30 protein-coding genes and 1 pseudogene are annotated in these 26911 nt (G+C 63.1%); 18 read left to right on the top strand and 13 right to left on the bottom strand.

Translation table 11 applies throughout. The features are described from left to right. Nucleotides 1-265: 265 nt before the first annotated feature. Entirely contained in the window at nt 266-559 is a 294-nt protein-coding gene (gene rpmB / locus VR74_RS01860) for a 50S ribosomal protein L28 (protein WP_045693892.1), read from the bottom strand. A 250-nt stretch (nt 560-809) separates the two neighbouring features. On the opposite strand from rpmB, the gene VR74_RS01855 reads away from it, so the two are divergent. Next, nucleotides 810-1703, top strand: a complete 894-nt coding sequence (locus VR74_RS01855; protein ID WP_045693890.1) for a DUF3108 domain-containing protein — start codon at nt 810-812, stop codon at nt 1701-1703. A 1-nt stretch (nt 1704) separates the two neighbouring features. Here VR74_RS01855 and VR74_RS01850 read toward each other — a convergent pair whose 3' ends face one another. Then, on the bottom strand, nt 1705-2730 hold the full coding sequence (locus VR74_RS01850) for an RluA family pseudouridine synthase (RefSeq protein WP_045693888.1): 1026 nt from the start codon (nt 2728-2730) through the stop codon (nt 1705-1707). Between the two features lie 89 nt (nt 2731-2819). On the opposite strand from VR74_RS01850, the gene VR74_RS01845 reads away from it, so the two are divergent. Continuing rightward, the gene (locus tag VR74_RS01845) at nt 2820-4529 is read left to right on the top strand and encodes an alkaline phosphatase D family protein (RefSeq protein ID WP_045693886.1); all 1710 of its coding nucleotides are present in this window, start codon (nt 2820-2822) and stop codon (nt 4527-4529) included. On the opposite strand, the gene VR74_RS01840 is transcribed toward VR74_RS01845, so the two are convergent. The 4 genes from VR74_RS01840 to VR74_RS01825 all read right to left on the bottom strand — a co-directional run bounded on the left by VR74_RS01840 (nt 4526) and on the right by VR74_RS01825 (nt 6659). Further along, nucleotides 4526-5287 (bottom strand): SDR family oxidoreductase, encoded by a 762-nt coding sequence (locus VR74_RS01840; RefSeq protein ID WP_045693885.1) that lies wholly within the window; start codon nt 5285-5287, stop codon nt 4526-4528. The two genes, VR74_RS01845 and VR74_RS01840, sit on opposite strands and share 4 nt — an antisense overlap. A gap of 4 nt (nt 5288-5291) precedes the next feature. Further along, entirely contained in the window at nt 5292-5618 is a 327-nt protein-coding gene (locus VR74_RS01835) for a hypothetical protein (protein WP_045693883.1), read from the bottom strand. A 72-nt stretch (nt 5619-5690) separates the two neighbouring features. Then, nucleotides 5691-5858: a DUF465 domain-containing protein gene (locus VR74_RS01830; RefSeq protein WP_045693880.1), complete on the bottom strand. Its 168-nt coding sequence runs from the start codon at nt 5856-5858 to the stop codon at nt 5691-5693. Between the two features lie 114 nt (nt 5859-5972). After that, nucleotides 5973-6659 (bottom strand): GGDEF domain-containing protein, encoded by a 687-nt coding sequence (locus VR74_RS01825; protein ID WP_299949347.1) that lies wholly within the window; start codon nt 6657-6659, stop codon nt 5973-5975. A 130-nt stretch (nt 6660-6789) separates the two neighbouring features. Between VR74_RS01825 and purE the strand changes: the two genes are divergently transcribed. The 7 genes from purE (at nt 6790) to VR74_RS01790 (ending at nt 13650) form a co-directional block, all read left to right on the top strand. Next, nucleotides 6790-7278, top strand: a complete 489-nt coding sequence (gene purE, locus VR74_RS01820; protein WP_045693878.1) for a 5-(carboxyamino)imidazole ribonucleotide mutase — start codon at nt 6790-6792, stop codon at nt 7276-7278. After that, the gene (locus VR74_RS01815; protein ID WP_045693876.1) at nt 7275-8354 is read left to right on the top strand and encodes a 5-(carboxyamino)imidazole ribonucleotide synthase; all 1080 of its coding nucleotides are present in this window, start codon (nt 7275-7277) and stop codon (nt 8352-8354) included. Before purE ends, VR74_RS01815 begins: the two co-directional genes overlap by 4 nt. A 4-nt stretch (nt 8355-8358) precedes the next feature. Beyond that, nucleotides 8359-9114, top strand: coding sequence for a creatininase family protein (locus tag VR74_RS01810; RefSeq protein WP_045693904.1), 756 nt, complete (start codon nt 8359-8361; stop codon nt 9112-9114). Nucleotides 9115-9206: 92 nt separating this feature from the next. Next, nucleotides 9207-9938: an ATP-binding cassette domain-containing protein gene (locus VR74_RS01805; RefSeq protein WP_045693903.1), complete on the top strand. Its 732-nt coding sequence runs from the start codon at nt 9207-9209 to the stop codon at nt 9936-9938. Then, on the top strand, nt 9935-10693 hold the full coding sequence (locus VR74_RS01800) for an ABC transporter permease subunit (protein WP_299949345.1): 759 nt from the start codon (nt 9935-9937) through the stop codon (nt 10691-10693). Before VR74_RS01805 ends, VR74_RS01800 begins: the two co-directional genes overlap by 4 nt. 3 nt (nt 10694-10696) lie before the next feature. Then, the gene (locus VR74_RS01795) at nt 10697-12595 is read left to right on the top strand and encodes a Gldg family protein (protein ID WP_045693875.1); all 1899 of its coding nucleotides are present in this window, start codon (nt 10697-10699) and stop codon (nt 12593-12595) included. Continuing rightward, entirely contained in the window at nt 12592-13650 is a 1059-nt protein-coding gene (locus VR74_RS01790) for a DUF4340 domain-containing protein (RefSeq protein WP_045693873.1), read from the top strand. Before VR74_RS01795 ends, VR74_RS01790 begins: the two co-directional genes overlap by 4 nt. A 3-nt stretch (nt 13651-13653) precedes the next feature. Here VR74_RS01790 and VR74_RS20370 read toward each other — a convergent pair whose 3' ends face one another. Beyond that, nucleotides 13654-14328 (bottom strand): DUF1223 domain-containing protein, encoded by a 675-nt coding sequence (locus VR74_RS20370; protein WP_299949343.1) that lies wholly within the window; start codon nt 14326-14328, stop codon nt 13654-13656. Between the two features lie 121 nt (nt 14329-14449). Next, nucleotides 14450-17137, bottom strand: coding sequence for an aconitate hydratase AcnA (acnA, locus tag VR74_RS01780; protein WP_045693871.1), 2688 nt, complete (start codon nt 17135-17137; stop codon nt 14450-14452). An 86-nt stretch (nt 17138-17223) separates the two neighbouring features. Here acnA and ccmA point away from each other — a divergent pair, with 86 nt between their 5' ends. The 5 genes from ccmA to VR74_RS01760 are packed head-to-tail and all read left to right on the top strand — an operon-like array spanning nt 17224 to nt 19922. Further along, nucleotides 17224-17826, top strand: a complete 603-nt coding sequence (ccmA, locus tag VR74_RS01775) for a heme ABC exporter ATP-binding protein CcmA (protein WP_299949341.1) — start codon at nt 17224-17226, stop codon at nt 17824-17826. Next, nucleotides 17823-18488, top strand: coding sequence for a heme exporter protein CcmB (gene ccmB / locus VR74_RS01770; RefSeq protein ID WP_299949339.1), 666 nt, complete (start codon nt 17823-17825; stop codon nt 18486-18488). Before ccmA ends, ccmB begins: the two co-directional genes overlap by 4 nt. A gap of 14 nt (nt 18489-18502) precedes the next feature. Beyond that, nucleotides 18503-19240 (top strand): heme ABC transporter permease CcmC, encoded by a 738-nt coding sequence (gene ccmC, locus VR74_RS01765; RefSeq protein WP_299949337.1) that lies wholly within the window; start codon nt 18503-18505, stop codon nt 19238-19240. Further along, nucleotides 19237-19404 carry a heme exporter protein CcmD gene (ccmD, locus tag VR74_RS20365; protein ID WP_299949335.1) on the top strand — a complete coding sequence of 56 codons (168 nt, stop codon included), beginning with the start codon at nt 19237-19239 and terminating at the stop codon, nt 19402-19404. The genes ccmC and ccmD overlap by 4 nt, the downstream gene beginning before the upstream one ends. Beyond that, the gene (locus VR74_RS01760; protein WP_045693865.1) at nt 19401-19922 is read left to right on the top strand and encodes a redoxin family protein; all 522 of its coding nucleotides are present in this window, start codon (nt 19401-19403) and stop codon (nt 19920-19922) included. The genes ccmD and VR74_RS01760 overlap by 4 nt, the downstream gene beginning before the upstream one ends. 10 nt (nt 19923-19932) lie before the next feature. On the opposite strand, the gene VR74_RS01755 is transcribed toward VR74_RS01760, so the two are convergent. Beyond that, a complete protein-coding gene (locus VR74_RS01755) occupies nt 19933-20523 on the bottom strand; it encodes a MarR family winged helix-turn-helix transcriptional regulator (protein WP_045693863.1) in 591 nt (196 codons plus the stop codon). A 125-nt stretch (nt 20524-20648) separates the two neighbouring features. Here VR74_RS01755 and VR74_RS01750 point away from each other — a divergent pair, with 125 nt between their 5' ends. Further along, complete coding sequence (locus VR74_RS01750) at nt 20649-21200, top strand: NUDIX hydrolase (protein ID WP_045693861.1); 552 nt, start codon at nt 20649-20651, stop codon at nt 21198-21200. On the opposite strand, the gene VR74_RS01745 is transcribed toward VR74_RS01750, so the two are convergent. Continuing rightward, nucleotides 21197-21838, bottom strand: a complete 642-nt coding sequence (locus tag VR74_RS01745; protein ID WP_045693860.1) for a septation protein IspZ — start codon at nt 21836-21838, stop codon at nt 21197-21199. The genes VR74_RS01750 and VR74_RS01745 overlap by 4 nt on opposite strands. Before the next feature lie 80 nt (nt 21839-21918). After that, a complete protein-coding gene (locus VR74_RS01740) occupies nt 21919-22779 on the bottom strand; it encodes a DMT family transporter (RefSeq protein WP_045693858.1) in 861 nt (286 codons plus the stop codon). A gap of 113 nt (nt 22780-22892) precedes the next feature. On the opposite strand from VR74_RS01740, the gene VR74_RS01735 reads away from it, so the two are divergent. The 3 genes from VR74_RS01735 to VR74_RS01725 all read left to right on the top strand — a co-directional run bounded on the left by VR74_RS01735 (nt 22893) and on the right by VR74_RS01725 (nt 25330). After that, complete coding sequence (locus VR74_RS01735; RefSeq protein ID WP_045693857.1) at nt 22893-24632, top strand: amidohydrolase family protein; 1740 nt, start codon at nt 22893-22895, stop codon at nt 24630-24632. Between the two features lie 74 nt (nt 24633-24706). Next, on the top strand, nt 24707-25111 hold the full coding sequence (locus VR74_RS20360) for a hypothetical protein (RefSeq protein WP_299949333.1): 405 nt from the start codon (nt 24707-24709) through the stop codon (nt 25109-25111). A gap of 3 nt (nt 25112-25114) precedes the next feature. Further along, nucleotides 25115-25330, top strand: coding sequence for a helix-turn-helix transcriptional regulator (locus VR74_RS01725; RefSeq protein ID WP_045693855.1), 216 nt, complete (start codon nt 25115-25117; stop codon nt 25328-25330). A 3-nt stretch (nt 25331-25333) separates the two neighbouring features. Here VR74_RS01725 and ftsY read toward each other — a convergent pair whose 3' ends face one another. Together ftsY and VR74_RS01715 are read right to left on the bottom strand one after the other, a co-directional pair. Continuing rightward, nucleotides 25334-26722 carry a signal recognition particle-docking protein FtsY gene (gene ftsY, locus VR74_RS01720; protein WP_045693853.1) on the bottom strand — a complete coding sequence of 463 codons (1389 nt, stop codon included), beginning with the start codon at nt 26720-26722 and terminating at the stop codon, nt 25334-25336. Next, nucleotides 26719-26911, bottom strand: a pseudogene (locus VR74_RS01715) (tRNA (N(6)-L-threonylcarbamoyladenosine(37)-C(2))-methylthiotransferase MtaB); the annotation flags it as partial. The gene ftsY and the pseudogene VR74_RS01715, both read right to left, overlap by 4 nt.

Here is a 26911-nt window from a genome sequence, read left to right as displayed (position 1 = left end):
CGGCACGGGGGCGGCCGGGGCGCTGCACGCGGCGAGCATGAGGGCGGCAAGGGCGAGGCAGGGGGTGCGCATGGGCAGCGGCCTTCCGGTCTGGTCTGGGGAAGGGCGAGCAGAAGGCGCGCCTTGCGGGAAGTCAAGGCCATCAAGGTCAAAGACGGCTGCGCGCCGCCATGCTGCCTTCGCAAGGCGCCGGAATTTGGCCCAGACAAACAAAAACGCGCCCCCGGGGGAGCGCGTTTTTCAGTTTGCCGATGCCCGTGGGCGATCAGGCCGAAGCGGCGACCGCTTTCTTGGCGATGCTGCGCTTGATCTTGAGCGCCTTGGAGGACAGCGTGTCATCCTTGGCCTTGGCGAGGAAGCCGTCGAGGCCGCCAAGCTTGTCCACGGTGCGCAGGGCCTTGGCCGCAATGCGCAGCTTGAACTTCTGGTCGAGGGCTTCGGAATGAAGCGTCACGTCGACAAGGTTAGGCAGGAACCGACGCTTGGTCTTCACCTGGGAGTGGCTGACCAGGTGGCCAACGATCGGCTTGGTGCCGGTAAGTTCACATTCGCGGGACATGGGCCTCGCTCCGATTGCATGTTCAGGGTTGTCTCGAAGGCGCGTCGTTACAGGGCAGGAGGCCCTCATGTCAACTCCGAAGCCACAGGCCGGATGAGAGTTTTTCAGCACGGTGTCATGGCCTGTCACGATTATTGACTGCAAAGCCATGGTTGATTGGGGCATTATAGAGGCAATCTTGTTCAGATGCCGTTGGTGTTGCACCCTTATACAAGGGGCGATGGGGACCAGTTCCGAAGGAAATAACCATATGAAACGCGCTCTTATGCTTGCTTCCGGACTTGCCCTCGCCGTCGCGGGGCTTGCCGTGGCGGACACGGCGTCAGGATCCGGCGCGGCCACGCCTGCCATCCTGGCGAACGTGAAGGCGGGTGCGCCGACACGCATGATCTATGAACTGGAGGCGAAAGCCCATATCCTGTTCATTCCGGCCACGGGCCGCGCGAGCTTTGACGTCGCAATGCAGCCTGACAATTACGTGATCAATTCGCGGGTCAAGGTGACCGGTATCGCCGACTGGTTCGTGAATTACGACATGGTGCTGCAGGCATCAGGCTATACGCGCGGCGATGAACTGAAGACCTATTCCTATGTTTCGCAGAACCGGGACGGGAAGAAAAACCGCAAGGTGAACCTCACGATCGGGCCGGACAGCTTCAAGATGAAAGCCGTGCCGGAATTCGGGAACCTGGGCGACCCGGCCGCAACAACCGAGCAGGTGCTGAAGACGAATGACCCGATTACAGCGCTGATCACGTTCGCCCTGGAACCCCGCGCACCCGGCGCCGACCCGTGCGGCGGGCCGATCCGCATCTTTGACGGGCGCCAGCTGACCTACCTGCACCTGAAGAATGCCGGCATGAAGCATGTCAAGACGGACGCCTGGTCGGGCCAGGCCATCGAGTGCCATGTCACGATGGAAAAAGTGGCAGGCTACAAGAAGGGCGAGTCCAACAAGGACAACCTGTCGGGCATCGACGGACCGCTGCGCATGTGGCTGGCCCCTCTGGAGAATGGCGCCACCGTGCCCGTGAAGATCCAGGCCGATACCGACAAGATCGGCAAAGTGGTTCTGCAGGCCAAGAAGCTGCGCTTCGAGCCCATCGTGACTGAAGAAGCCACGATGGCGCCGGGCGGCGGCTGATCTAGTCGCGCGTATCGCCCGGCAGACGGCGCAGCGCCGCCAGCAGGCCCGTCATGTCGTCCGGCATCGGTGCCTCGAAACGCAGGTTCTCGCCTGTGATCGGGTGAACAAAGCCGAGAACAGCGGCATGGAGCGCCTGACGCTCGAACGCCCGCGCGGCATTCTTCGCGAACTCATAACCCTCACCTGACCCCCAGGCCGTAATGCCTTTGGAGCGTCCATAGACCGGATCACCGATCAGGCTGGCGCCGACATGGCTCATGTGGACGCGGATCTGGTGCGTGCGGCCGGTTTCAAGCGTGCACTGGATGAGGGCCGCCGCCGGCAGGCCGGTGCCCTTGTCGCGCACCCCGAACGTTTCGAGCGCCTTGTAATGCGTGACCGCTTCGCGCCCATGGGTTCCGTCCGGATTGCGCACCACGGCCATTTTCTTGCGGTCGCCGGTGGCGCGGGCAATCGGCTCGTCAATCGTGCCTGCGAGCGGCCGCGGCGCGCCGCGCGTGAGGGCCAGATACGACCGCTCAATGTCGTGTTCGGCAAACAGGGCCGACAGGCCGGTATGGGCCGCTTCGGTTTTCGCGGCGACCATGACGCCGGTTGTCAGCTTGTCGAGCCGGTGGACAATGCCGGGCCGCTCAACGCCGCCAATCCCGGGCAACTGGCCTTCGCAATGATGCAGCAGCGCGTTGACCAGCGTGCCGTCCCAGCTGCCGGGGGCAGGGTGCACAGCCATGCCGGACGGCTTGTTGATGATGATCAGGTGAGCGTCCTCGAACAGGATGTCGAGCGGGATGTCTTCAGGCTCGGGCACAGCCGGTACGGGCGCAGGCAGGTCAAGCGCATAGACACTGCCGGCGACGACGGCCTTGCGCGGATCATCTGTGGCGGTCCCGTCAATCGTCACCGCGCCTTCCTTGATCAGCGCCTTGGCACGCGAACGCGACAGCGCACCGGCCTTTTCAGCCAGAAAGCTGTCGAGACGAAGGCCGGCATCGGCGACCTGGGCGGTGAAAGTGATCTTGTCCATTATTCGGCCTTATAGACGCGAACGGGCCTGCGCGTCATGGTGGTGTCGTAGTCGCGGTCTATAAGCGGCGCGAATCTCGGGAGGATATCATGAGCACAGTTACCAGACGCGGCCTGCTCGGCGCCGCCACCGGAGCCCTTAGCCTTGCAGCGTGCGCAAAGCCAGCCGCCAGCACATTGGTGCCGGGCGCGCCAGCCTATGATGGCGAGGTCGTGTTCGGCCATGGTGTTGCCTCTGGCGACCCGCTTCCAACCCGCGTCATCCTCTGGACACGCGTGACGCCGAAAACGGGCAGCGGCCCGATTCCGGTTCGCTATGATGTCTTTGGCGCAAGCGATGGGGCCACGCCCTTGCTGTCCGGTCTGACATCCGCCGATGCCGCGCATGATTTTTGCGTCAAGGTCGATATCACCGGCCTGAGCCCGGCAACCGCCTATCTCTACCGCTTCACGGCGCTGACCAGCGCAGGCGAGGTCACCTCGCCAGACGGCCGGACGCGAACCACGGCTGCCAGCGGCACCGCACCAGTCAAATTGGGCGTCGCATCCTGCGCCAACTGGCAGTTCGGCAAGTTCAATGCCTACAAGGCGCTCGCCGCCGAACCCGGTCTCGACGCGATCGTGTTCCTTGGCGACTATCTCTATGAATACGGCATTGATGGCTATGGCGCTGAAACGGCTCAGGCGCTGGGCCGGCTGCATGACCCGATCACCGAAATCGTCACGCTGGGCGATTACCGGATGCGCCACGCGCAGTACAAGTCGGACCCCGACCTGCAGGCCGCCCACGCCTCAGCCCCCTGGATCTGCACCTGGGACGACCATGAAAGTACCAATGACAGCTATCGGACGGGCGCGCAGAACCACAATCCAGAAGAAGGTGAAGGTGACTGGTCCGACCGCAAGCAGGCTGCGCTGCAGGCCTATTTCGAATGGATGCCGATGCGCAATCCTGCCTCGGGTGACATTACATCCGCTGTCTGGCGCAGCTTCAGCTTCGGAGATGTTGCAACCGTCTATGCGACCGAGACCCGCCTGACAGGGCGTTCGCAGACGATTGGATGGTCCGAAGTGATCAGCGCAACAGAGGATCCGTCCGAAATCGCGGCGCAAGCCACGGCGCACATGCAGGTCATCAGCGATCCGGCGCGCACCATGCTGGGCGCGGCGCAGGAAGCCTGGCTCGGCGCGGCACTGGCCGAGTCGGCCAAGGCCGGCAAGACGTGGCAGGTGCTCGCCAACCAGGTGGTCATGGCCCGTGTTGCCATGCCGGACTTCACCCAATCGCTGACCCCGGAGCAAATTGCGGCCCAGCCGATTCCGCAGGTTCAGCAGATGATCGGCTTCTCGGCCCTCGGCCTGCCATGGAACCTTGATGCATGGGATGGTTATCCGGCTGCGCGCGAACGTCTCTATGACAGCGTCGAAGCGGCGGGTGCGCGGCTGGTGACACTGGCAGGCGACACGCATACGGCCTGGGCCAATACGCTGGCCGACAGTGACGGCAAGCGCGTGGGCGTGGAATTCGGCTGCACATCGATTACCTCGCCGGGCCTGGGTGACTACGTCACCGGCATTCCGGATCTCGGCGAACAGTTTGCGGCGGCCAATGCCGAAGTCGACTGGTTTGACCCGACCGGCCATGGCTACACGATCGTGACATTGACACCGGAAAAGGTGACCGGCGCCTTTGTGAAAGTGTCGAGCATTGTCGAAGACGCATTCGAGGTAGAAACGGTCGCGACATTCGAAGGGACGCCGCTGGACATGGGCATCTCGGGGCTGACCCGGACGTCCTAGTCCTCTATCACACCGGCAAGGCGCGAGCGTCCGCCATCGAGCTTGAGCGCTTCGCCGGTGATGAAGGCCGCCTCGGGCGAGGCGAGGAAGCGGCAGGCGTCGGCGATTTCGTCGCCCTGCGCCGTGCGGCCGAGCGGTGTCCGCCTGGCCGTCCAGCTGTCAGTCTTGTCCTCGCGCGGACGAATAGCCACGATGGCGTTCACGCGAATGGCCCGCTCGGCCAGTTCAATGGCGCCGGCGCGCATGACACTGAGGACTGCGCCTTGTGACACGCTTTCGGTGAACCGCCCCGGCATCGAGGCAACGGCCGAATAGGACAGGACGAAAGTGACGGTGCCTTTCTGGCGCAGGCGCTCGACACCGACCGACGGCAGGTCGTCCTGCAGGGCAATGCGTTCGGCGAACACCTGCAGCGCCAGCGCAGCACCGCGCGTGGACTTGGCCATCGCCTTGTCGAACTTGTCTTTTTCGAAGTCGAAGACGGTGTCTGGTTCTTCGATTTCGGGAATGATGACAGCATTGTCGATACGGCCGAAGCCTTCGATTGCCGCTGTGAAGGCATTCCGCAGGCCAAGGCGCGTGTGGAGCTCGCCATGGTGGAAAACGACATCTTCCGGCACGGCATTCCTGGCCGCCGCTAGGCGTTCCGCACTTGGGTCGGCCGCGATGACATGATGACCCGTTTCGCTGAACCGGCGGGCGACGGCATCGCCGATTTCGCGGCCAAGGCCGAGTATCGCTGTGACGGGAATGCCCATTTATTCAGTCCCCGGCCGTGTCGGCGGGCGCGGCCGTCACGCGGCGCGGGTTGCGGATATCGTCGCCGAGAATGACGATCCGGTCATTCAGCCGGTGCAGCGCGGCAAGGATTTCGCCAAGCAGGCGTACCGTAATGAACAAAAAGGCGAGCACCGAGACACCGATCACCAGCTTGGTGAGGGCCATCAAGGGGTGCCCGTTGAACAGTGTGAGCAGGGAGCTGAGCAGGACCAGAAGCCCTGAAACGACGAGGCCGATGCCAAGAATCGCGGTTGCCAGCTTTACCGCGCCGAGTGTCATCGGCCGGTCCTGGTCGAAAATGTCGCGCATGGGTCGTCCTCCGCCCGTTGCCTGTAGAAGGTCCAGGCGCGGCAGCGGAGGACTTATTCCGCCATTACCGCGCTAGCTCGCCTTCAACCATTGCAGCTGTTCTTTAATCTTGAGTTTCTGTCGCTTCATTTCCTTCAGCTCAAGCTGGTCCGCAGACGGGTGTTTTTGAGTCTCGGAGATTTTCTCGTCCAGTTGGCGATGCTTGTTGGCTAGCTCACTGATCCGACCGTTGAGCGACATAGGCAGTCTCCTTTTGCGGTTAAGAACTTGTGTCTTTATTGCCACACTAAATCATAGATGAAGGTCGGCGTTAAGGGGGTCAGCAAAGGTTTTCCTGAGTTTAACCCGAACCGGTCAGACCTTCATCGAGCGCGATGATTTCCTGCGCGCTTTTTGAGCGAACATGTCCTGGTCGCCTCGGGCAATCAGCGTGTCTGCCCCCAATCCGTCATGCCATTCGGCCACGCCGCATGAGGCGCCGATATGGACCGGCGGCACGTCTTCGGCGTCACCATTGCACACCACGATCTGGTCGATCAGCTGTGTCAGCTCTGCCGCCTTGGCCTTTGTCGCCGCGTGACTGGCATGCGCCAGGACGATCCCGAACTCGTCGCCGCCCAGCCGCCCGACAATGTCCGTTTCCCGTGTGCTTTCGAGCAGAATATCCGACACGCGCAGCAGCACATTATCCCCGGCAGCATGTCCGAAGACGTCATTGACCTTCTTGAAATGATCGAGATCGATGAAAATAAGCGAGAGCGGTGTACGGAAACGACCGGCGACCGCTATCTCACGCCGCACCTCCCGCTCGAACGCACGCCGGTTGAACACGGGGCAGAGCGCATCATTGTCCGCGAGCAGTTCTGCGTCGGAGAGGGCATTGCGCAGGCGCGCAGCCTCTTCCCGCAGGTAAATGACCTCCTCACTGAGCGCTTCAAGTGCCGCACGTTCATGTGAACCAATCGAATCGAGATCAATGCCCAGACTATCGAGCAAGGCGCGGCGCTGATCCTGCGAGACCTGATGGAATTCTTCCGTCATTGGGTGACGATATACAAGAAATCGCGTCAGGGGGATAGCAAGGTTCATGCGGGCCCGATGACGTGCCAGTTGACCCGTCGCGCCGCTTTCCTATTGTGCGCGCTTTCTGGCGACAAGGACCCCGAAAGCCATGACCCGTTCCCCGAAAGTCGGCATTATCATGGGCAGCCAGTCCGATTGGCCGGTAATGCACCATGCCGCCGCGATCCTCGAGGAGATGGGTGTCGCCCATGAAGCGAAAATCGTGTCTGCGCACCGCACGCCCGACCGCCTGACCGAATACGCCAAGGCGGCGAAAGGCCGGGGCCTCAAAGTGATCATCGCGGGCGCGGGCGGCGCGGCCCATCTTCCCGGCATGATGGCGGCCATGACGCCGCTGCCTGTCCTCGGCGTGCCGGTTCAGTCGAAGACGCTGTCCGGTCTCGATAGCCTGCTGTCGATCGTCCAGATGCCCCGGGGCATCCCGGTCGGCACCCTGGCCATTGGCGAAGCTGGCGCCGTCAATGCCGGCCTCATGGCCGCCGCCATCATCGCCCTCGACGACAAGGCCGTCGCCGCGAAACTCGACGCCTATCGCGCCGCCCAGACGGCCGCTGTGGCCGAGGAACCCGAGGGATGACACGCCTGTCGCCCGGCGCCGTGATCGGGATTCTTGGCGGCGGACAGTTGGGCCGTATGCTGGCCGGCGCCGCAAGCCAGCTTGGCTTTGACGTGCATGTCTTCTGTCCGGAAGCCGGCTCGCCGGCCGCGCGGGTCGCCATGAAACACTGGCAAGCCGACTATGGCGACGACGAGGCGCTGACCGCGTTCGCCGAGGCCTGCGACGTGATTACGCTCGAGTTCGAGAATATCCCCGTCAGCGCCGTGGAAGCGATCGCCGCCACCGGCATACCGCTGCATCCCGGCGCGAAATCGCTGGCGATCTCGCAGGATCGCGCCGACGAAAAGGCTTTCCTGCGCGGCATTGGTATCGCCACGGCGGACTATCGGGAGATCAATGCCGAGGCGGACATCGGCCCGGCGCTGGCGGCGCTGGGCGGCAAGGGCGTGCTGAAGACGCGGCGCGACGGGTATGACGGAAAGGGCCAGGCCTGGCTGAATGGCCCCGCCGATATCGCGGCAGGCTGGGACAGCGTTGGTCAGGCCCCGTCGGTTCTTGAAGCTGCCATCGCGTTCGACTGCGAAATCTCGGTGATCGTGGCGCGGTCGAGCACCGGCGAGACAGCCAGTTGGGCCCCGCCGCGCAACATACACAAAGACGGCATCCTTGCCCGCTCCACCGTGCCATCAGGCGTTGGCCAGGCCGTTGAAGCCGAGGCGCGGCGGCAAGCCGTGGCGCTGGTTGACGCGCTTGGGCACGTTGGCGTTCTGGCGCTTGAATTCTTTGTCATGGCCGATGGCCGCCTGATCGCGAACGAGTTCGCGCCCCGGGTCCATAATTCCGGTCACTGGACGCCCGAAGCCTGCCAGACCGGCCAGTTCGAACAGCACATAAGGTCGATTGCCGGCTGGAAGCTGGGAGACACGCATCGCCTTTTTGATGCAGAGATGACAAACCTGATCGGCGAGGCAGGCCTGATCGACCCGGCCATGCTCGCGCCCAACGAAACACTGACCCTGTACGGCAAGCGCGAGGCGCGTCCGGGCCGCAAGATGGGCCATGTCACAACGCGTCTCGGCCCGCGAAAGGACTGAATCCATGCTGCTTCCCGTTTCAACCTGGCAGGATATTGAACGCTGGCTGACCAGGTCGCGCACGATTGTTGTTCCAATCGGCTCGATGGAGCAGCACGGCCCGAACGGCTTCATCGGCACGGATGCCTTATGCCCCGAGATCATCGCCCGACATGCCGAAAGCCTTGCGCCGGATGACATCCTTGTGGGCCCGACATTCAATGTCGGCTGCGCGCAGCACCATCTCGGCTTCCCCGGCACGATCACGCTGCGCCCGTCCACCATGATCGCCGCGATGGCGGACTGGACCGAGAGCCTGATGCGCCATGGTTTCGAGCGGATCTACTGGTATAATGGACATGGCGGGAACATTTCGACAATCGAGGCCGCTTTCAGCGAGATCCATGCCCGGCGCAGCTTCGATCCGCGCGGCGCCGACAATCGCCCCGGGCTGAGCCTGAAACGCCGCGACTGGTGGGATTTCCGGGACGTGATGGGGCTCTGCAACAAGCTCTACCCCGTCGGCCATGGCAGCCACGCGACGGCGTCAGAGGTTTCGGTGACCTATTTCGCCTATCCGGACCGGGCCCGGCCCGAAGTGGAGATGAGCCCGAAAATCGCCCCCAATGGCAAGATCAGCGACGCGGTCCAGTATCGCCGGGACTTCCCGGACGGCCGGATCGGGTCGGACCCGACACAATCCAACGCTGCCGACGGCGCAAAGATTGTCGAGGCGGCCGCGAAGGCCATGCTGGAGGACGTCAAACGGTTTTCTGAATAAGCTGTAACCTGTGAGTGCAGCGCAACGGCTGGCCACATGCCAAGAAGGGCGGTATCAGAACAGGCTTCCAGAAAGGCGTGCGAACCGGATTGATGCTCGACATTCAGAGGCTGGAAAAATCATTTGGCGCAAAGCACGCAGTGCGCGGGGTGTCCTTCCGGCTTGAGAAGGGCACGGTGCTTGGCTTTCTCGGACCGAACGGAGCCGGAAAATCAACCACAATGCGCATGATCGCGGGCGTTCTCGAGCCGGATGGCGGCGATGCCCTGATAGACGGCAAATCCATCCTGTCTGACCGGCGCGAAGCCCAGCGGGCCCTCGGCTACCTGCCTGAAGGCGCGCCCCTTTACGACGACATGACCCCGCCGGAATTCCTGATCTTCATGGCGTCGGCGCGCGGCATCAAAGGCGCGGCCCGCAAGAACGGCGTCGAACGGGCCATTGCCGATGCCCGTATTTCGACCGTTTGCGACCAGCGGATCGGTTCCCTGTCCAAGGGATACCGCCGCCGCGTCGGCCTTGCAGGCGCGATCCTGCATGACCCGCCGGTCCTGCTGCTCGATGAGCCGACCGACGGTCTTGATCCGAACCAGAAGCGAGCCGTGCGCGCACTGATCGCCCGCATGGCCCCGCATAAAGCCATCCTGATCTCGACACATACGCTGACTGAAGTGCCGGCCATGTGCACACGTGCCATCGTTATCGACCGGGGCATGATCGTTGCAGATGATACGCCCACGGCACTGGCCCGGCAGTCTGAAGACGGGACCCTCGAGAGCGCCTTCACGCGGCTGACGGATCAGGCCGAGGCGGAATCGGCATGATGACTTGGGCGAGAGAGCAGTTCGGCGGGTTCACGGCTACCTATCGGCGTGAGCTGGGCGCCTATTTTGCCACGCCGATGGCCTATGTGTTCCTCGCGGTGTTCCTGCTGGCGGTCGGCATGTTCACCTGGGAGGCGTCCCGCTTCTTTGACACGGGCTCAGCCGACCTTGCGCCCTTCTTCGTCTGGCACCCGTGGCTGTACATGATCTTCCTGCCAGCCCTAGCCATGCGCCTCTGGGCCGACGAGCGCACGGCGGGAACGGATGAATTGCTGCTCTCATTGCCGCTGGGAATGCCGGGACTGGTTATCGGCAAACTGTTCGCCGCCTGGACCGTTGCGGGTGTCGGCCTCGCGCTGACCGCGCCCATGTGGGCGACGGTGAACCTGCTGGGCAGTCCGGACAATGCCGCCATCGCACTGACCTATCTGGTCAGCTTCCTGATGGCCGGCGCCTACCTGTCGATTGGCGCAGCTGTATCGGCACTGACCGGCAGCCAGGTCACGGCCTTCGTGCTCAGCGTCGTCATCGCCTTCATCTTCACCGCAGCCGGCTGGCCGCTGGTCCTGTCCGGCGTGAAGTCTGCCTTTGGTACGGGAGCGGCAGAACTGGTCGCTTCCTTTTCCTTCCTGACGCAATTTGAAGGCGCCCAGCGCGGCGTGCTGGAACTGCGCGCGGTCGTTTTCTTTCTTGGCTTTACCGCCTTCTGGGCCGTGCTGAACGGCCTGTGGGCCGCGCGGCAGAGGCTGGGCTAGGGGATGAAGGCGAAACACTACCTTGTTGCGGCAACAGCGCTGGCCACCACGATTTTCGTATCGGGCAATCTGGTCATGCAGAAGGTGCTGTCCGGCGCGCGCGTGGATTTCACCGAAAATAATCTCTACACGCTGTCGCAAGGCACGAAGGACACGCTGAAGACGGTATCTGAGCCCGTCGAACTGACCTTCGTCTATACGCGGGGGGTCGGGCAGGACTACCCGGCCGTACGCGCCTATGCCGCACGTGTGCGTGAACTGCTTGAAGCCTATCGCAGCCAGTCCGGCGGCCGGGTGATCGTCAACGAGATCGATCCGTCACCCTTCTCCGAGGCCGAGGACGAAGCCCTTGCTGCTGGCGTAACAGCGATCAGCACGAGCGGGACAGACCCGCTCTATTTTGGAATCATCGGACGCAACGCCGTCGACGACCAGCGGGTCATCCCTTTCCTGGCGCCGGAACGGGAAGTGACGCTGGAATACGACCTGACGCGGATGATTGCCCGGCTTGATGACCCGGATGCGCCGCGTGTTGGCGTCCTGTCGACCTTGCCGGGCATGACGGCGCCTGGTGGTGAAGGCGGATATACCTTGCTGGCCGATATGTCGAAATCATTCGACGTCGTGCCGATCTCGCAGGAATTCCAGTCCCTGCCGGAAGACCTGGATGTCCTTTTCCTGGCCCATCCGCCCGAACTGTCCGCGCGCCAGTCCTGGCTGGTCGATCAATACATCCTGCGGCACGGCCGGGCGGTGATCATGGTCGATCCCGCAGCAAAGACGGCCATGGGTGGGGGCTTCCTCGATACTGGCAGCGATCATCCGCGTTCGGACCTCGGCCTGCTTGGCACGGCGTGGGGCGTGACCCTGTCAGACGATGCAGTGGCGGATGCGGCCAATGCCTTGCCGGTGCCTGTTGATATCGGCAATGGCCGCATGGAAGAACTGGCCCACCCGCTATTCATCGGTTCACCCGCTTCGGACATGAACCGGCAAGACCTGGTCACCGCGGACCTGACCCGCAATGTCAATTTCGGTGCGCCCGGGGGTCTTCTCGTGGGCAGCCTGCCGGAAGGCGTGACGTTTTCCCCGCTGATTTCGACCGGACCGAGCCCGTCCTTCATCGACGCTGCGGAAGCCGTGCGTGACATGAAACCCGGCGACGTCCTGAAATCCTACAAGACAGCCCCGCAGCCGCTGGTGCTGGCAGCCCGCCTGTCGGGCTCCCTCGTCTCGGCCTTTCCGGACGGCGCCCCGGCACTGATTGAGCCATCGGAACCTGCGCTGGCGGAACTCGCGCGCGCCGAAGCCGCCAATGCCCTGCCGCATATTTCGAAGAGCGTGACCGAGGCCGAAATCGTGATGATCGCCGACGTCGACACGCTGGCGGATGATTTCTACATCATTCCCGGGCGGGGTGTTGTGGTGGCCGACAATGGCGCGCTGGTGCTTAACGCGCTCGACTCCCTGTCGGGCGGCGGAGAGCTGTCGCGCCTGCGGTCACGGTCGCCCAGCCTCAGGTCCATGACCCGCATTGACCGGATGCGCGAGCGCGCGGAGGCGAAATATTTCCGCCAGCAGGCCGAGCTGGAAAACCGGTTGGAAACAGCCCAATCGCGGCTGGAAGAATTGCAGGACATCAGTGCAACCGATGGCTTCTTTTCCGGCGACATCGAAGCGGACCTGTCGGAAGACGAACGCGCCGAACTGACAAGGCTGCGCGCCGATATTATGGAGCTCCGCGACCGGTTGCGCAGCATCGAACGCGATTACCGCCGTGATATTGACCGGCTGGAAAGCATGCTGAAACTGATAAATATCTGGGGCGGTCCGGTACTGGTCGGTTTGATCGGGCTACTGGTGTGGCGGCGCCAGACCTATCGGGGAGGACGCGACGCATGAACGATGTTCCGTCCCAGCGCCGTATGCGTCGGCTTCAGATCATGGGCGCAGCCGCAGGTGCGCTGACCGTGATCGCGGTCCTGCTGAGCCTCGGCGGCCAGAGCACGACCCAGAACACCGAACGCATGGGCAAGCCGGTGCTTCCCGATTTCTCGGCTGTCCGCGCTGAGGCCGCAGAAATCCGGATCACGCTGGCCGACGAGGCCTATGCGCTGGTCAATGGCCAGGACGGCTGGACCCTTGGCGGCACCAGCGGATACCCGGTTCGCGTCGACCGGCTGGCCGCGCTGGCGGGCGGGCTGGGTGACATGACCTGGGGCGAAGGGCGTACGCGCGATGCCGGCAAGATGAACCGCATCGGCCTGGGGGATCCGCGCGATGGCGGCACCGGCGCGCTGATCGAGATCGTGAACGCGGCCGGCACCGTCACCGCGTCCCTGCTGACCGGCCGGAAAGGCCCTCATGTCTATGCCCGCGTTCCGGGCGACGAACAGGCCTTCCGGGTCAATGGCGACCTGCCGCCGCTGTACAATCACGATGCCTGGCTGGACTTGGATATCATCGACATCCAGTCCGATGCGGTATCGGCTGTCCGGCTGTTCGACGCACTGGACCGGAGCCTGTACCTGCAACGCTCTGTCGGCAGCGGGGACACGAGCTTTCGCCCGGCACCGCCCTACCAGAACTACCGCCTGGTCAGCCGGATCGCCGCCTCGACTCCGGCGCTGGCGTTGACCCGGCTTCAGCCGATCGGCGTGAAACCAGCCGCGAAACTGCAAACCCGCCCCAGAGGGCGGCACATAACGACCACCCATGACGGGCTCGAGGTGGAACTCAGGGCCTATCGCGAACCGGACGGCTATTTCGTTACGCTGAGGGCGGTCGAAGCCGGAGAAGGCGCGCAACGGGGCAGCACGATCAACCAGAAGGCCGCCGGATGGGCGTTCGAAGTGACGGAATTCGACTGGAACGATTTCACGCCGTCCATCTCGTCAATTGTGCGCCCGCCGGTTCCGGATGATCCGGAAGAGACCGACACGCCAATCCGGCCCTGAACGCTAGTTGCGCAGGTCCATGGCGGCAAGAACGCGGCCGAAACCGGCTTCCTGCACGACGAGCGCGCATGTCGTTGGGCAGACAGACGGGTCGATCTCGACACGCCCACCGATCCAGGGGCCGATTGAGGTCACTTTCGTCACCGGGTGAACCATGTCGGTCGGGTTGGCCTCCCCGTCGAGATACTCGATCACGAAAATGTCCGTCAGGTCGGTGATGGCACCGGTCAGCTCAATCTTCGCGCCCTTGCGCACGAGGCGCGCAGGCGACGCGTCCGCCTTGCTCACGCGCTGGAGCGCCGACCGGACCTGGGGCGGCTTGCTACCGGGGCATTGTTCAAGTCCGTTGTAAACCGTCTGGGGCGTGTAGGGCCCACGCAGTCTGAACCGGTCGACATAGCTGCGCTGGCGATCCTTGGATTCAGCCATGGCCATCGGGTCTTTCTCGCCGAGATAATCCCAGTAATCGACCGACCAGGTCAGGATCAGGACATCATCGCGCTCGGCAGCCACCTCGGACATTGTCCGGTGGGCCTTGGGACAGGCACGGCAATTATGCGACGCGAATAATTCAATCAGAACCGGCGACGGGGCCGAGCTGGCCACAGGTGTCTGGGCCGCCGCAGGGATTGCAGAGACAGCGAGAAGGACGAGAGCAGACAGGTGGGCGCGTATCATGATGATTTCGTTATAGGCCCATGCCAAATCGCATGACAATCACAGGGGTGTGAGCACTGCAAAAAAGCCCTCCGCGCGGGAACGCGGAGGGCTTTGTCTTTGAATCGGCTGGCGGAAATCCCTACAGGGCTTCGCGCGCGAGATTGCGCAGCACGTAGTGGAGGATGCCCCCGTTGCGATAATAGTCGAGCTCGTTCTCGGTATCGATGCGCAGCACGGTCTTGGCGGTGAAGCTCGTGCCATCCTCGCGCGTGATTTCCACGTCCAGCGTCTGGCGCGGCTGGATGTTCGCGATGCCGGAAATCGAGACCTGCTCCTTGCCGGTCAGGCCAAGGGTTTCAGCGCTGGCGCCATCGGCAAATTCAAGTGGGAGCACGCCCATGCCGATCAGGTTCGACCGGTGAATACGCTCGAAGCTGCCCGCGATGACGGCGCGCACGCCGAGCAGGACCGTGCCCTTTGCCGCCCAGTCACGCGACGAGCCATTGCCGTAAAGCTCACCCGCGAAGATCACCAGTGGCACATCGTCCTGCTCGTATTTCATCGCCGCGTCGTAGATCGGCATTTGCGCGCCGCCCGGATAATGCACCGTGAAGCCACCTTCGACACCCGGAACCATCTTGTTCTTGATACGGATGTTGGCGAACGTGCCGCGCATCATCACTTCATGGTTGCCGCGGCGCGAGCCATACGAGTTGAAGTCCAGCGCGCTGACCTGATGGGCCAGCAGATATTCACCTGCCGGGCTCGCCGCCTTGATCGAACCGGCCGGCGAAATGTGGTCGGTCGTGATGGAGTCGCCGAAGACGGCCAGAACGCGCGCGTTCTTCACATCCTTCGGTGCGTCTGGTGTCAGGCTCATGCCTTTGAAGTAAGGCGGATTCTGGACATAGGTTGATCCGGGTGGCCAGCTATAGGTCTGGCCGCCGGAGACGTCGATTGCCTGCCAGTGCTCATCGCCCTTGAAAACGTCCGAATAGCGATCTTCGAACATTTGCGGCGTGACGGCCACAGCCATGATCTCGGCAATCTCGTGAGAGGTTGGCCAGATGTCCTTGAGGAAGACGTCCTTGCCGTCCTTGTCCTGGCCCAGCGGATCCGTTGTCAGGTTGATGCGCAGAGAACCGGCAATCGCATAAGCGACGACCAGTGGCGGGGACGCAAGATAGTTTGCCTTGATATCCGGTCCGATGCGTCCTTCGAAGTTGCGGTTGCCGGACAGCACGGAACAGGAAACCAGGTCGCCTTGCGCGATGGCCTTGGCCAGCGGCGCATCGAGCGGTCCGGAATTGCCGATACAGGTGGTGCAGCCATAGCCGACCAGGTTGAAGCCGAGCGCGTCGAGGTCATCAGAGAGCCCGGCCTTGTCGAGATAGTCGGTGACGACCTGGCTGCCCGGTGCGAGTGAGGTTTTTACCCACGGCTTCCTTGTCAGGCCAAGCGCGTGCGCCTTGCGGGCCACGAGGCCGGCGGCGATCATCACGCTCGGATTGGACGTGTTGGTGCATGACGTGATGGCCGCGATGAATACATCGCCATGGGTGACGGTATAGTCTTCACCTTCGACCGCAATCGGCTCGGCGGCGTCAGCTTCCTTGCCGAACTCCTTGGCCATTGCATCGGCAAATGCCGTGTCGCCCTCGGACAGCAAGACACGGTCCTGCGGGCGTTTCGGACCGGAGATGGATGGCACCACGGCGCCCAGATCCAGTTCAAGCGTGTCGGTGAACACGGGTTCGGCCTGCTCGGGGCGCCAGTAGCCCTGCGCCTTGGCATAGGCTTCAACCAGCGCCACGCGATCTGCGTCGCGGCCAGTGTTCCTGAGGTATTTGACCGTATCGTCATCGACCGGGAAGAAGCCGCACGTCGCACCATATTCCGGCGCCATGTTCGAGATCGTCGCTTCATCTTCGAGCGTGATACTGGCCAGGCCGGGGCCGAAGAATTCGACGAATTTCCCGACGACGCCCTTCTTGCGCAGCATCTGGACAACCGTGAGAACGAGATCTGTTGCGGTTGCGCCTTCAGCCAGTTTTCCAGTCAGCTTGAAACCGATGACTTCAGGAATGAGCATCGAGACCGGCTGGCCGAGCATGGCGGCTTCAGCTTCGATGCCGCCCACACCCCAGCCAAGCACGGACAGGGCGTTGATCATGGTCGTGTGGCTGTCGGTGCCGACGCAGGTGTCGGGATAGGCAACGGTTTCGCCATCTTCTTCCTTGGTCCAGACGGTCTGGCCGAGATATTCGAGGTTCACCTGGTGGCAAATGCCGGTACCGGGCGGCACGACACGGAAATTCTTGAACGCGGTCGAGCCCCAGCGCAGGAACTCATACCGTTCCTGGTTGCGCTGGTATTCCATCTCGACGTTGTTCTGAAAGCTGCCTGGCCCGGCGAAACTGTCGACCATGACCGAGTGGTCGATCACCAGGTCGACAGGGACCTGCGGATTGATCGCATCTGCCGAAGCGCCGAGGTTCTTCGCAGCGTCGCGCATCGCAGCGAGGTCAACGACTGCGGGGACGCCGGTGAAGTCCTGCATCAGGACGCGGGCAGGGCGGTAGGCGATTTCGTGGCTCGTGGCGCCCTTGTTGTCGAGCCAGGCCTTGAACGCGAGAATGTCGCCCTTGGTGACCGTCTTGCCATCTTCGAAGCGCAGCATGTTTTCGAGCAGCACCTTGAGCGATGCCGGCAGGCGCGACACATCGCCAAGGCCGTTTTCAGAGGCTGCAGCGAGTGAATAATAAGTGTACGTCTTGCCAGCAGCGGTAAGGGTGCGTTTTGAATTGAAGCTGTCGAGAGACGGCATGCGGGAGACCTCGCGTCTTGATGTGATAGGTGAGCCGCCGGGGGAAGCGGCGCGTTGCCTCGTGTCATATAGGTGGTAAGTCCCTGATGCAATTGCGACCAAGGGACTATTCGGGAGATGATGTGCGCCTTTTGACAGCTTCCGGACTGGGCATCCTGCGCGGGGAGCGGGTGCTGTTTGACGCGGTGTCACTGGAGGTGGCGCCGGGCGAGGCTGTGGTGTTGAGGGGCGCCAACGGGGCCGGAAAGACCACTTTGTTGCGCGTACTGGCTGGCCTGACACGGGCGGAGACGGGCGAGGTGAGCCGTACCGCCCCGCATCACTGGGTTGGCCATCGCGAGGGTCTGAAGCCGCATGAAACCCCCCGCGCTCACCTGGACCTGTGGGCGCGGGCCTGGGGCGCAGGCGCCGATGTGGACGCAATCCTCAATGAAATGGGACTATCGAGGCCGGCAGACGTCGCCGCGCGATACCTGTCGGCCGGGCAAAGGCGGCGCACGGCGCTGGCGCGTGTCCTGCTGGACAAGCGTCCGGTCTGGCTGCTTGACGAGCCGTTCACGGCGCTGGACGCCGAGGGGCGGACGCGGGTCCTTGATATGGTGGCAGAGCATCGGCAAGGGGGCGGTGCGGTGGTGGCAGCGGTGCATGGCGAGGTCGGGTTCATTGCCAGCCGGGAGATCACGCTGTGAGCCCCGCCCCTATCCTTTCAGCCTTCCGGCAAGCCCTCAGCGAAGCCTGGGCGGGCGGCGCGGGCGCCCTGTTGCCGCTCGGCTTCTTTGCCGGGGCCGCCGTTCTCGTGCCGCTGGGTATCGGAACCGAACCCGGCATGTTGCGCACGGTCGGCCCCGGCATACTCTGGGTATCACTTGCGCTATCCAGCCTCGTGACGCTGGAGCGCATCTTTCAGGCCGATGTCGAGGACGGCGCCCTTGACCTGTGGCTGCAGACCAGCGCGCCCGTCTCGGCGATCGCCGCAGCAAAGACATTCGCCCACTGGCTGACGGCCGGCCTGCCGCTGGCGCTGATGAGCCCGGTTCTGGCGCTGATGTTCCAGGCCGAGGCCGGAGCGAACCTTCTGACCAGCGCGATGATCTACGGCCTCGGCGGGCTTGCCTTCTTCTTCTGGGGCGGCGTTGGCGCCGCCCTGTCGGCAACCGTGCGCCGCGGAGGATTACTTATAGCCCTGATCGCGCTGCCCCTTTATGTGCCGACGGCGATTTTCGGGTCGCTGGCGATGAGCGGCGCAGCTGGCGGCGACAGTGCGCCCTTGCTGCTGGTGGCCTCGACACTGTTTGCGCTGGCGCTGGCGCCATTTGCCATGGCTGCTGCGTTGCGCTTGGCGGCGGATTGAGGGGAAGCTATCTGATGGGCATGTTGTCGGCCTTTGCAAATCCACACCGCTTCCTCGCCCTGTCGCGCTGGCTGGCGCCGCTCTTCTATCTGCTGGGCGCAGCGCTGATCGCGTGGGGCCTCTGGCAGGGCCTGTGGATTGTCCCCCGGGACGATTATCAGGGCGGCGACATCATGCGCGTCATGTTCATCCATGTGCCCGCCGCCTGGCTCGCCATGGCAAGCTATTCGGCGATGGCTGGCGCCAGTTTCGTCTGGTTCATCTGGCGCCATGAACTCGCTGACATCGCAGCCAAGGCGATTGCGCCGCTGGGGGCGACATGGACCGCGCTATGCCTTGCAACCGGCGCCGTGTGGGGCAAGCCGACCTGGGGCACATGGTGGCAGTGGGATGACGCACGCATGATGAGCGTGCTGTTCCTGTTCTTCCTGTTCCTTGGCTACATGGCGCTGCGCGCAGCCATGGATTCGCGGCAAAAGGCTGCCCGCGCCGGCGCGATCCTCGCCATGGTCGGCGCGCTGAACGTGCCGCTGATCAAGTTCTCCGTCGACCTGTTCACATCGCTTCACCAGGATTCCAGCGTCATAACGGCAGAGGGGCCCAAGATGGCATCGGTCTATCTGTGGCCGCTATTGATGAGCGGCCTTGGGCATTCTCTTCTGTTTGGTGCACTCGTGATGACCCTGATGCGCGCCGAGATCTGGACACGTCAGGCCGCGCGCCATCGCGCCAGACTGTTGGCGGGGGCATGATGGACCTGTTACCGGACTTCGGAAAGAACGCCGCCTATATCTGGGCGTGCTATGGCATCGGGCTGGTGCTGATCGGCGGCACCGTGATCGGCGTCCTGGTCAAGGCGCGCAGCGCAAAACAGAGTCTCGCGCGCCTGAAAGGCGATGACGGAGATGTCACATGAAGCGCTGGCTTGCCGCCATTCCGGTTGTTGCGCTGCTGCTCTTTGCCGGGCTGGCCCTGTCGCAATTGCTGAGCCCGAAAAAGGGCGACTTCGAGCGGGTATCGCGCGCCGCGCCCGAGCGGCTGTTCGAGACACTGGACGGCGGCACCGTCACTTTCGCCCCGCCACCCGGCGGCAAGAACGTGGTCGTCAACCTGTTCGCGAGCTGGTGTGCGCCGTGCGAAGCAGAGCATCCCCGCCTGATGGAATTGTCTGATGCCTTCCCGGACAGGATCTATGGTGTGCTCTACAAGGATAGCCGTGAAAACGGCGCCGCCTTCCTGGAACGGATGGGGAATCCGTTCACCGGTGTCGCGGTCGACACGGACGGGCAGGGCGGACTTGATTTCGGGCTGACCGGTGTGCCGGAAACATTTGTGATCTCAAGCGAGGGCGAGATCCTGGTACACATCACCGGTCCGCTGGACGATGGTGATGTCCGCGAGGTGCGCGGGGCGCTCAACGCACCCCGCGACTGATCCTGACGTCTTACTTCTTCTTGCGGCCGGCTGGCTTGGCTTTCGCCTTCGCGGCGGCCTTCGGCGCAGCAGCGGCTTTTGGCGCAGCTTTCGCTTTTGGCTTGGCCTTCTTCACGACAGTTGGCGCAGGTGCGGCTTTCGGCGCTGCGGGCTTGGCATCGGCTGCTTCTGTGTCCTCGACCAGTTTCGCAAGGCCGGACAGCAGCGCATCCTGCTTGGTCTTTGGCATGGCGTCGAACAGGGCGGCATCGGCCGCATCAACAGCGGGCTGAGCCTTTTCGAGCGCCTTGCGGCCTTTGGCCATCAGCGACACCGACTTGGCGCGAGCGTCAGCCTTCGACGCGGCACGCTTGATCAGGCCGGCTTTTTCCATGCGCGCGACCATGTCGGCCAGCGTCGAGCGATCGATTCCGGTCGCGTTGACGAGGTCTGACTGGCTGACGCCCTCATTGCCTGACAGGGCAGCGAGCACGGAAAACTGGCGCAGTGTGACGCCAGCGGCCTTGAGGGCAGCGGCCGAATGGTTGGCAGCGATCTGCTGCGCACGGTGCAACAAATGGCTGGGCGATTTGTTGAGGTTGAAATTGGTTGTGGAAGCCATGGGAATGTCTACTTTCGGTTTTTGGAGCGGTTTCCCGCCAGAATTGGGTTCGTGGGTTGCTTTAAACAGGTGGCCCGTGTGCGGATCAACAGTTTTCTCCATATGAGAGAGAGGTTGAAGATTTGATGACGGATGACTTAGCAATTGGTTCCAATTCACCTGATTTCAGGCTGGATATACCAGAAGGCGATGATCGCACGAGGCGAATCTGCAATAATTGCAACTTCATCGACTATGTGAACCCTAGGATTGTGGCCGGTTCCGTTGTCACACGCGACGACAGGATCCTGCTCTGCCGCCGGGCCATTGAGCCGAGAATGGGCTTCTGGACACTGCCGGCAGGCTTCATGGAAGAGAATGAAACGGTTGAGGACGCCGCCCGCCGCGAAGCGCAGGAAGAAGCCTGCGCCGACATCCGCATCGAACAGCTGCTGGCTGTTTATTCCGTACCGCGCATCAGCCAGGTCCAGGTGATGTTCCGGGCCAGCCTCGCCTCGGATATTGCGGCAGGCCCGGAAAGCCTAGAGGTCGGCCTGTTTGCGTGGAAGGATATTCCCTGGTCAGAACTGGCCTTCCCGACCGTTGTCTGGGCGCTGACGCATTATTCCGGCACGCGTCACCTCAATGGTTTTCCGCCGTTTACCAATCCGCCGGGCACGGAAAAGCTGACGCGCTAGGCCAGCGTTTCCGGCTTCTCCGGGTTGATCATGTGTTTCAACGTGTAAGGCACATTCGCCAGGGCAAAGACAAAACCAAGCCCGACATTGCCAAGGCGCCAGTTGGCCCAGGTTCCTTCGGAGAAGAATTGCCAGAGCACCAGGTTCCAGATCCCCATTGCGACGAAATACAGCCCCCAGCGGATCGCCAGCGTGCGCCATGCAAAATCCGGCAGCTGGAATGCGCTTTCGAAGAACATCTTCCAGATGTTTCGTCCGACAGCCAGACCGCCAAAGATGACACCGGCAAACAGGAAATTGATGATGGTCGGTTTGATGAACAGGAAGGTCTTTGACTGGAGCACGATGCCAATCGTGCCGAAGGTTCCGATGAGTACGGAGGACAGGATCAGGAAAGGCGGGATGCGCTCGCCCTTGACCCGTTTCTGGATGATAACGCCCAGCGTCATCACGATCAGCGCGCCTGTTGCCCAGTAGAGCGCCGTATCCTTGGTGAACAGTCCGTCGCCTTCAGGAAAACGCAGGAGCACATTGTAGACGACGACGAAAACGAGTGTCGGACCAAGCTCCGCCCAGATATTGCCCTGTTTGCTCGGCGCAGCGGCCTTTTCTGTGGTCTGGTCTGATTGTTCGGTCATGCGATCTTATACGCGGCCAGGCCGCCTCCGGATGTTCGGGCCCTGTCTTGCATAAAGAGCCCGGCCCCACCAGACCCGCATCACGCCCCGGCCTGCATCAGTATGAGACCGCAGGCCAGCACGGCCGCGGCCACCGTGCGGCGCCTGCCAAACCCTTCATGCAGCAGGAACGCCCCGAACGCAGCCGCAAACACCACCGATGTCTCACGCAGGGCCGTCACGATCGCCGCATCGGTCAGCGTGTAGGCATAGATGGCCAGCCCGTATGACGATGATCCGAGGAGGCCCGCAATGATGCCCCCGCGGATCTGCGGGCGGATCGCCTTGATAAGGCCCCCGCGCCGCTGCCAGAGCGCAACCAGCGTCACGCCGATCCAGTCGATAAGGAACAGCCAGACGACGAAGGTCAGGAAATTCGGCATTTCCCGCACGGCCCGCGCATCGGCAACCGCATACAGGCCGACGCCCAGCGCCGTCATCACGGACCAGAACAGCGCCGCCCGGTCGAGACGGCGCGCGTGGACCGTCGCGCCCGTAGGCAAGGCAAAGACAATGATCGCGGCGCTGGCGGTGACAAGGCCTGCCATCTGCCAGAGGGTGAGCGCCTCTTTCAGCGCAATGCTGGCAATCATCGCCGTCGCCAGCGGGCCGAGGCCGCGCATGACCGGAAAGACGAGCGACAGGTCACCGCGATGCATGGCCCGGATGGCGCTGAACTGGTAAAACCAGTGGACCGCCATCGACAGCGCAAGCAGGGGCAGGGTTTCGCGCGGCGGCAGCGGCACAAAAAACGCGAGCGGCAGGACGCTCAGCGCCATCACGATGGACAGGACCATGCGTGAGGTGAGGATATCGCCGCCGCGTTTGACGAGCACATTCGTTGCCGCCAGCAAGATGGCGGACATCAGGCAGATCGCAACGGGAAGCAGCGCGCTGGTCATGGCGGGCGGTGTATGCGCGGGTTTGTTCCGGCGGGGAAGCCCGACGCCGCGTCAGGGTTTGACTCAGGCAGGATGTGGCCCATGCTCAGGCAAAAGACAGGGAGATTTACGCCATGGCCACTCATGATATCGTCCTGCGCGGCGGACTCGTCTTTGACGGCAGCGGGGCGCAGCCGCGCGAAATGGATGTCGCCATGGATGGCGGCGTGATTTCGGGCCTTGGCAAGATTGGCGGCAAGGGCCGCGAAGAGATTGACGCGCGCGGGCAGATCGTGACGCCCGGCTTTGTCGATATCCATACTCATTATGACGGCCAGGCCACCTGGGGCAGCGAGATCAGCCCGTCTTCCCTCCACGGCATCACGAGCGTGGTGATGGGCAATTGCGGTGTCGGCTTCGCGCCGTGCCGGACGCAGGACCATGACCGGCTGATCCGCCTGATGGAAGGCGTCGAAGACATACCGTTCCCGGTTCTGGCCGAAGGCCTGCCCTGGGCGTGGGAGAGTTTTCCGGACTATCTCGATTTCCTGAGCGAGCGCGAATTCGACGTGGATATGGCCGCCCAGCTTCCGCATGCGGCGCTGCGCGTCTTCGTGATGGGTGACCGGGGCGCCAATCGCGAAGAGGCCACACCGGCTGAAATTGCCGAAATGGCGCGCCTCGCCAGAGAAGCGGTCATGGCAGGCGCCATCGGCTTTTCAACATCCCGCACGCTGAACCACCGCACCTCTGACGGACAACCCACGCCAACGCTGACCGCCAGCGAGGCCGAACTCACCGGCATCGCCATGGGCCTTGCCGAAGCCGGCCGCGGCGTCCTGCAATTCGTGTCGGATTTCAACGACCCGGAAAAGGAAGCCGCCATGCTGCGGCGGATCGTCGAGGCTTCGGGGCGGCCCCTCTCAGTCTCGCTGGCGCAGGCGGACGTCGCGCCGGACAGCTGGCGCATGTTGCTCGGCGCGATTGAGCAGGCTGTCGATGATGGCCTGCCAATGGCGGCGCAGGTGGCACCGCGTCCTGTCGGCGTATTGCTGGGTCTGGAACTCACACTCAATATTTTCAGTGCGCATCCTGTATTCAGGGAAATTGCCGATCTGCCCTTCGCCGAAAAGGTGCGCCGCCTGAATGACCCGGCCTTCCGCACACGCCTGCTGGCGGACGCGCCGGTCACCGACAACCCGTTCCTGAAAGTGATGCTGCGCAGTTTCGGCAAGATGTTCCAGCTGTCAGACCCTGTCGATTATGAGCCCGGCCCGGAGCGCACGATCGAAGCCATCGCGGCCCGGCGCGGCGTCAGCAATGAAGAGGCCGCCCTCGACCTGATGCTGGAGAATGACGGGCGCGGCATGCTCTACCTGCCCTTCCTCAATTATTCGCAAGGCAGCCTTGAGCCGATCCGCGCCATGATGGAAAGCCCGGCCTCCCTGCCAGGCCTGTCCGATGGCGGGGCGCATGTCGGCATGATCTGCGATGGCAGCTTTACCACGACCATGCTGACCCATTGGGGCCGTGACCGGTTGCGCGGGCCGAAATTGCCGCTCGAATACCTGATTCACCGCCAGACCCAGAAGACGGCCCGCTGGATGGGCTTCAATGATCGCGGCCTGATTGCGCCTGGCTATCGCGCCGATCTCAACGTGATCGACCTGACAAACCTGAAACTTCACCTGCCGCAGGTCCAGTACGACCTGCCGACAGGCGGGCGCCGCCTCATGCAGCGCGCCAGCGGCTATACCGCGACAATCCTGGCCGGACAGGTCACCTTCCGCGATGGCACGCCGACCGGCGCGAAACCGGGGCGCTTGCTGCGCGGGGCACAGGCCGCACCCGTGCGAGCGATGGCGGCGGAATAGACCTCTTGTAAAGCTCGCTTGACATGTCAAGTTTACTTGTCTAAGTGTAAAGCACACTAGACAAGGAGATAGACATGGCAACGCTCGGATTTCGCACTGCCAACAAGCGATACAAAAGACTGTTCTGGCCCATGATGGCTATCTATGTCGCGATGATCTTCGCGGCGAAATGGCTGGTGGATGAAGACACTACGCCCCTCTGGATTCGCGCCGTCTGCGCCGTCGCCACAACAGCCCCGGTCATTGGCTCGATCTGGGCCATCCTACGCCAGACCAGCGAAACGGATGAATATACACGGGCCCGGCAGATGCGCGCGCTCGCTGAAGCCGGCGCAATCGTGGCTTGCGCCACTTTCCTCGTCGGATTCCTGCAGATCTTTGGTGTGCTCGGCGCAGTGGACGTCTTCTGGTTCGGGCCCGCCTACTTCTTGGCCTTCGGCCTGTCACGGTGCCGCACCTCCCTCGGGCCAACGGTCTAGGCGATGAAAAACATCTTGAAAATCCTGCGCACCGAACGCGGCTGGAGTCAGGCAGAATTGGCTGATCGGCTGGACGTTTCCCGACAGTCCGTCAACGCCATCGAGACGGGGAAATATGATCCGTCCCTGCCACTCGCCTTTGCGATCGCCCGCCTGTTCGGGCGAGGCATTGAGGACATTTTCGATGATGGACAGGGCGTGACGCAGGCCACTGATTAGAGCCTAGTCGATGGCCCCGACCAGCGCCTGCGAGAAGGCGTGGGCGCTGAAGGGGCGCAGGTCATCGGCGCCTTCACCGACACCGATGAAGTGGATTGGCAGGTCATGCGCCTCGGCAATCGCCACCAGAACGCCGCCCTTGGCCGTGCCGTCGAGCTTGGTCATCACAAGACCCGTTACGCCCGCCGTATGCCGGAACGCCTCGACCTGGCTGAGCGCATTCTGGCCCACCGTGGCATCGAGCACGAGGATGACATCGTGCGGGGCGTCCGGGTCGAGCTTGCGCGCAACGCGCACGACCTTTTCCAGTTCGGCCATCAGTTCGGCCCGGTTCTGAAGGCGGCCGGCCGTATCGACGAGAACGAGATCGAGGTCTTCGCGCCTGGCCCGTTCAATGGCCTCGTAAACAAGCCCGGCGGCATCTGCGCCCGTCGGCTTTGACATGACGGGAATGCCCGCCCGGTCACCCCAGACAGTGAGCTGCTCAATGGCGGCCGCGCGGAAAGTGTCGCCTGCCACGAGCAGCGCCTTCGCGCCCTGATCTTTCAGTTTCGAAGCAATCTTGCCGATCGTCGTCGTCTTGCCGGAGCCATTGACCCCGACGAAGAGCACGACGCGCGGACGCGGGCCGTCCGAGAAGTCGACGATCTGCTCGCGGGGCGCCAGAACGGACTCAATTTCGGCCGCAAGGGCCAGTTTGATCTCGTTTTCAGTGATTTCCCTGTCGAATCGCTCTTTCGACAGGTTCTTCGTCACTCGCCGGGCGACCGCTGAGCCAAGGTCTGACGTGATCAGCAGGTCTTCGAGGTCCTCGAGCGTTTCGTCATCCAGCCTGCGCTTGTTGAATGCGGCGAGGCCTGTGCCGAGCCGGGAGGATGAGCGCGCCAGGCCGGATCCGAGCCGGGCCACAAAGCCCGGATCATTGGCCTCCGCCTCAAGCGCGGCGCGGGCCGCGGCCTCGCGCTCTTCACGCAGCCGTGCGGCTTCGCGGCGGTCTTCAAGCAGTTTGAGTTCGCCAGCCGCCCTGGCGCGCGCGGCTTCGCGTTCCTCGCGGGCGATACGGGCCGCTTCGGCCTCAGCCTCCAGCCGCTTCGCTTCGGCTTCATCGGCGCGGGCGAGGGCTTCGGCGCGGGCTGTTTCAGCCTTGCGGGCTTCATCGTCCAGACGCCTGGCTTCCGCCTCGGCTTCAGCCGCTTCGCGGACCTGGCGTTCTTCCCAGGCCTTGTTGGCCTCGGCGACGACGCGCTCAATTTCGGCCTTTTCGGCTTCTTTGGCGGCGATTTCAGCCTCGCGGGCCGCAATCTCGTCTGCCGATAGTTCCGGCGCGGCCATCGCCGCGCCCGCGGCCTTTGCCTCGTCCTGCTTCTTCTTTTTCCCGAACCACAGGATCATGCGAGCGTCCCAACCAGATGCGTATTATTGTGCCCGGTTATATGGGTACGCGCCAAGCGTCCAGCAGGTGGAAGCGTGCCCTCCAGCTGCACAGGCGAGAAGTCAGCAAGGCGCGCAGACGCGCCGCGTTCGACCAGCGCATCGGCCGTCGTGCCGACATGGCGCGCGAGATGGGCGGCAAGGGCGCCG

Origin of the sequence: Hyphomonas sp. BRH_c22, from assembly GCF_000961795.1 — a bacterium.
Taxonomy (GTDB): Bacteria; Pseudomonadota; Alphaproteobacteria; order Caulobacterales; family Hyphomonadaceae; genus Hyphomonas.
This window is presented reverse-complemented; position numbering and strand designations above follow the sequence as displayed.

Coding starts and splice junctions, on each gene's coding strand:
- rpmB (WP_045693892.1), bottom strand. CDS start 559: ATGTCCCGCGAATGTGAACTTACCGGCACCAAGCCGATCGTTGGCCAC.
- VR74_RS01855 (WP_045693890.1), top strand. CDS start 810: ATGAAACGCGCTCTTATGCTTGCTTCCGGACTTGCCCTCGCCGTCGCG.
- VR74_RS01850 (WP_045693888.1), bottom strand. CDS start 2,730: ATGGACAAGATCACTTTCACCGCCCAGGTCGCCGATGCCGGCCTTCGT.
- VR74_RS01845 (WP_045693886.1), top strand. CDS start 2,820: ATGAGCACAGTTACCAGACGCGGCCTGCTCGGCGCCGCCACCGGAGCC.
- VR74_RS01840 (WP_045693885.1), bottom strand. CDS start 5,287: ATGGGCATTCCCGTCACAGCGATACTCGGCCTTGGCCGCGAAATCGGC.
- VR74_RS01835 (WP_045693883.1), bottom strand. CDS start 5,618: ATGCGCGACATTTTCGACCAGGACCGGCCGATGACACTCGGCGCGGTA.
- VR74_RS01830 (WP_045693880.1), bottom strand. CDS start 5,858: ATGTCGCTCAACGGTCGGATCAGTGAGCTAGCCAACAAGCATCGCCAA.
- VR74_RS01825 (WP_299949347.1), bottom strand. CDS start 6,659: ATGACGGAAGAATTCCATCAGGTCTCGCAGGATCAGCGCCGCGCCTTG.
- purE (WP_045693878.1), top strand. CDS start 6,790: ATGACCCGTTCCCCGAAAGTCGGCATTATCATGGGCAGCCAGTCCGAT.
- VR74_RS01815 (WP_045693876.1), top strand. CDS start 7,275: ATGACACGCCTGTCGCCCGGCGCCGTGATCGGGATTCTTGGCGGCGGA.
- VR74_RS01810 (WP_045693904.1), top strand. CDS start 8,359: ATGCTGCTTCCCGTTTCAACCTGGCAGGATATTGAACGCTGGCTGACC.
- VR74_RS01805 (WP_045693903.1), top strand. CDS start 9,207: ATGCTCGACATTCAGAGGCTGGAAAAATCATTTGGCGCAAAGCACGCA.
- VR74_RS01800 (WP_299949345.1), top strand. CDS start 9,935: ATGATGACTTGGGCGAGAGAGCAGTTCGGCGGGTTCACGGCTACCTAT.
- VR74_RS01795 (WP_045693875.1), top strand. CDS start 10,697: ATGAAGGCGAAACACTACCTTGTTGCGGCAACAGCGCTGGCCACCACG.
- VR74_RS01790 (WP_045693873.1), top strand. CDS start 12,592: ATGAACGATGTTCCGTCCCAGCGCCGTATGCGTCGGCTTCAGATCATG.
- VR74_RS20370 (WP_299949343.1), bottom strand. CDS start 14,328: ATGATACGCGCCCACCTGTCTGCTCTCGTCCTTCTCGCTGTCTCTGCA.
- acnA (WP_045693871.1), bottom strand. CDS start 17,137: ATGCCGTCTCTCGACAGCTTCAATTCAAAACGCACCCTTACCGCTGCT.
- ccmA (WP_299949341.1), top strand. CDS start 17,224: ATGCAATTGCGACCAAGGGACTATTCGGGAGATGATGTGCGCCTTTTG.
- ccmC (WP_299949337.1), top strand. CDS start 18,503: ATGGGCATGTTGTCGGCCTTTGCAAATCCACACCGCTTCCTCGCCCTG.
- ccmD (WP_299949335.1), top strand. CDS start 19,237: ATGATGGACCTGTTACCGGACTTCGGAAAGAACGCCGCCTATATCTGG.
- VR74_RS01760 (WP_045693865.1), top strand. CDS start 19,401: ATGAAGCGCTGGCTTGCCGCCATTCCGGTTGTTGCGCTGCTGCTCTTT.
- VR74_RS01755 (WP_045693863.1), bottom strand. CDS start 20,523: ATGGCTTCCACAACCAATTTCAACCTCAACAAATCGCCCAGCCATTTG.
- VR74_RS01750 (WP_045693861.1), top strand. CDS start 20,649: ATGACGGATGACTTAGCAATTGGTTCCAATTCACCTGATTTCAGGCTG.
- VR74_RS01745 (WP_045693860.1), bottom strand. CDS start 21,838: ATGACCGAACAATCAGACCAGACCACAGAAAAGGCCGCTGCGCCGAGC.
- VR74_RS01740 (WP_045693858.1), bottom strand. CDS start 22,779: ATGACCAGCGCGCTGCTTCCCGTTGCGATCTGCCTGATGTCCGCCATC.
- VR74_RS01735 (WP_045693857.1), top strand. CDS start 22,893: ATGGCCACTCATGATATCGTCCTGCGCGGCGGACTCGTCTTTGACGGC.
- VR74_RS20360 (WP_299949333.1), top strand. CDS start 24,707: ATGGCAACGCTCGGATTTCGCACTGCCAACAAGCGATACAAAAGACTG.
- VR74_RS01725 (WP_045693855.1), top strand. CDS start 25,115: ATGAAAAACATCTTGAAAATCCTGCGCACCGAACGCGGCTGGAGTCAG.
- ftsY (WP_045693853.1), bottom strand. CDS start 26,722: ATGATCCTGTGGTTCGGGAAAAAGAAGAAGCAGGACGAGGCAAAGGCC.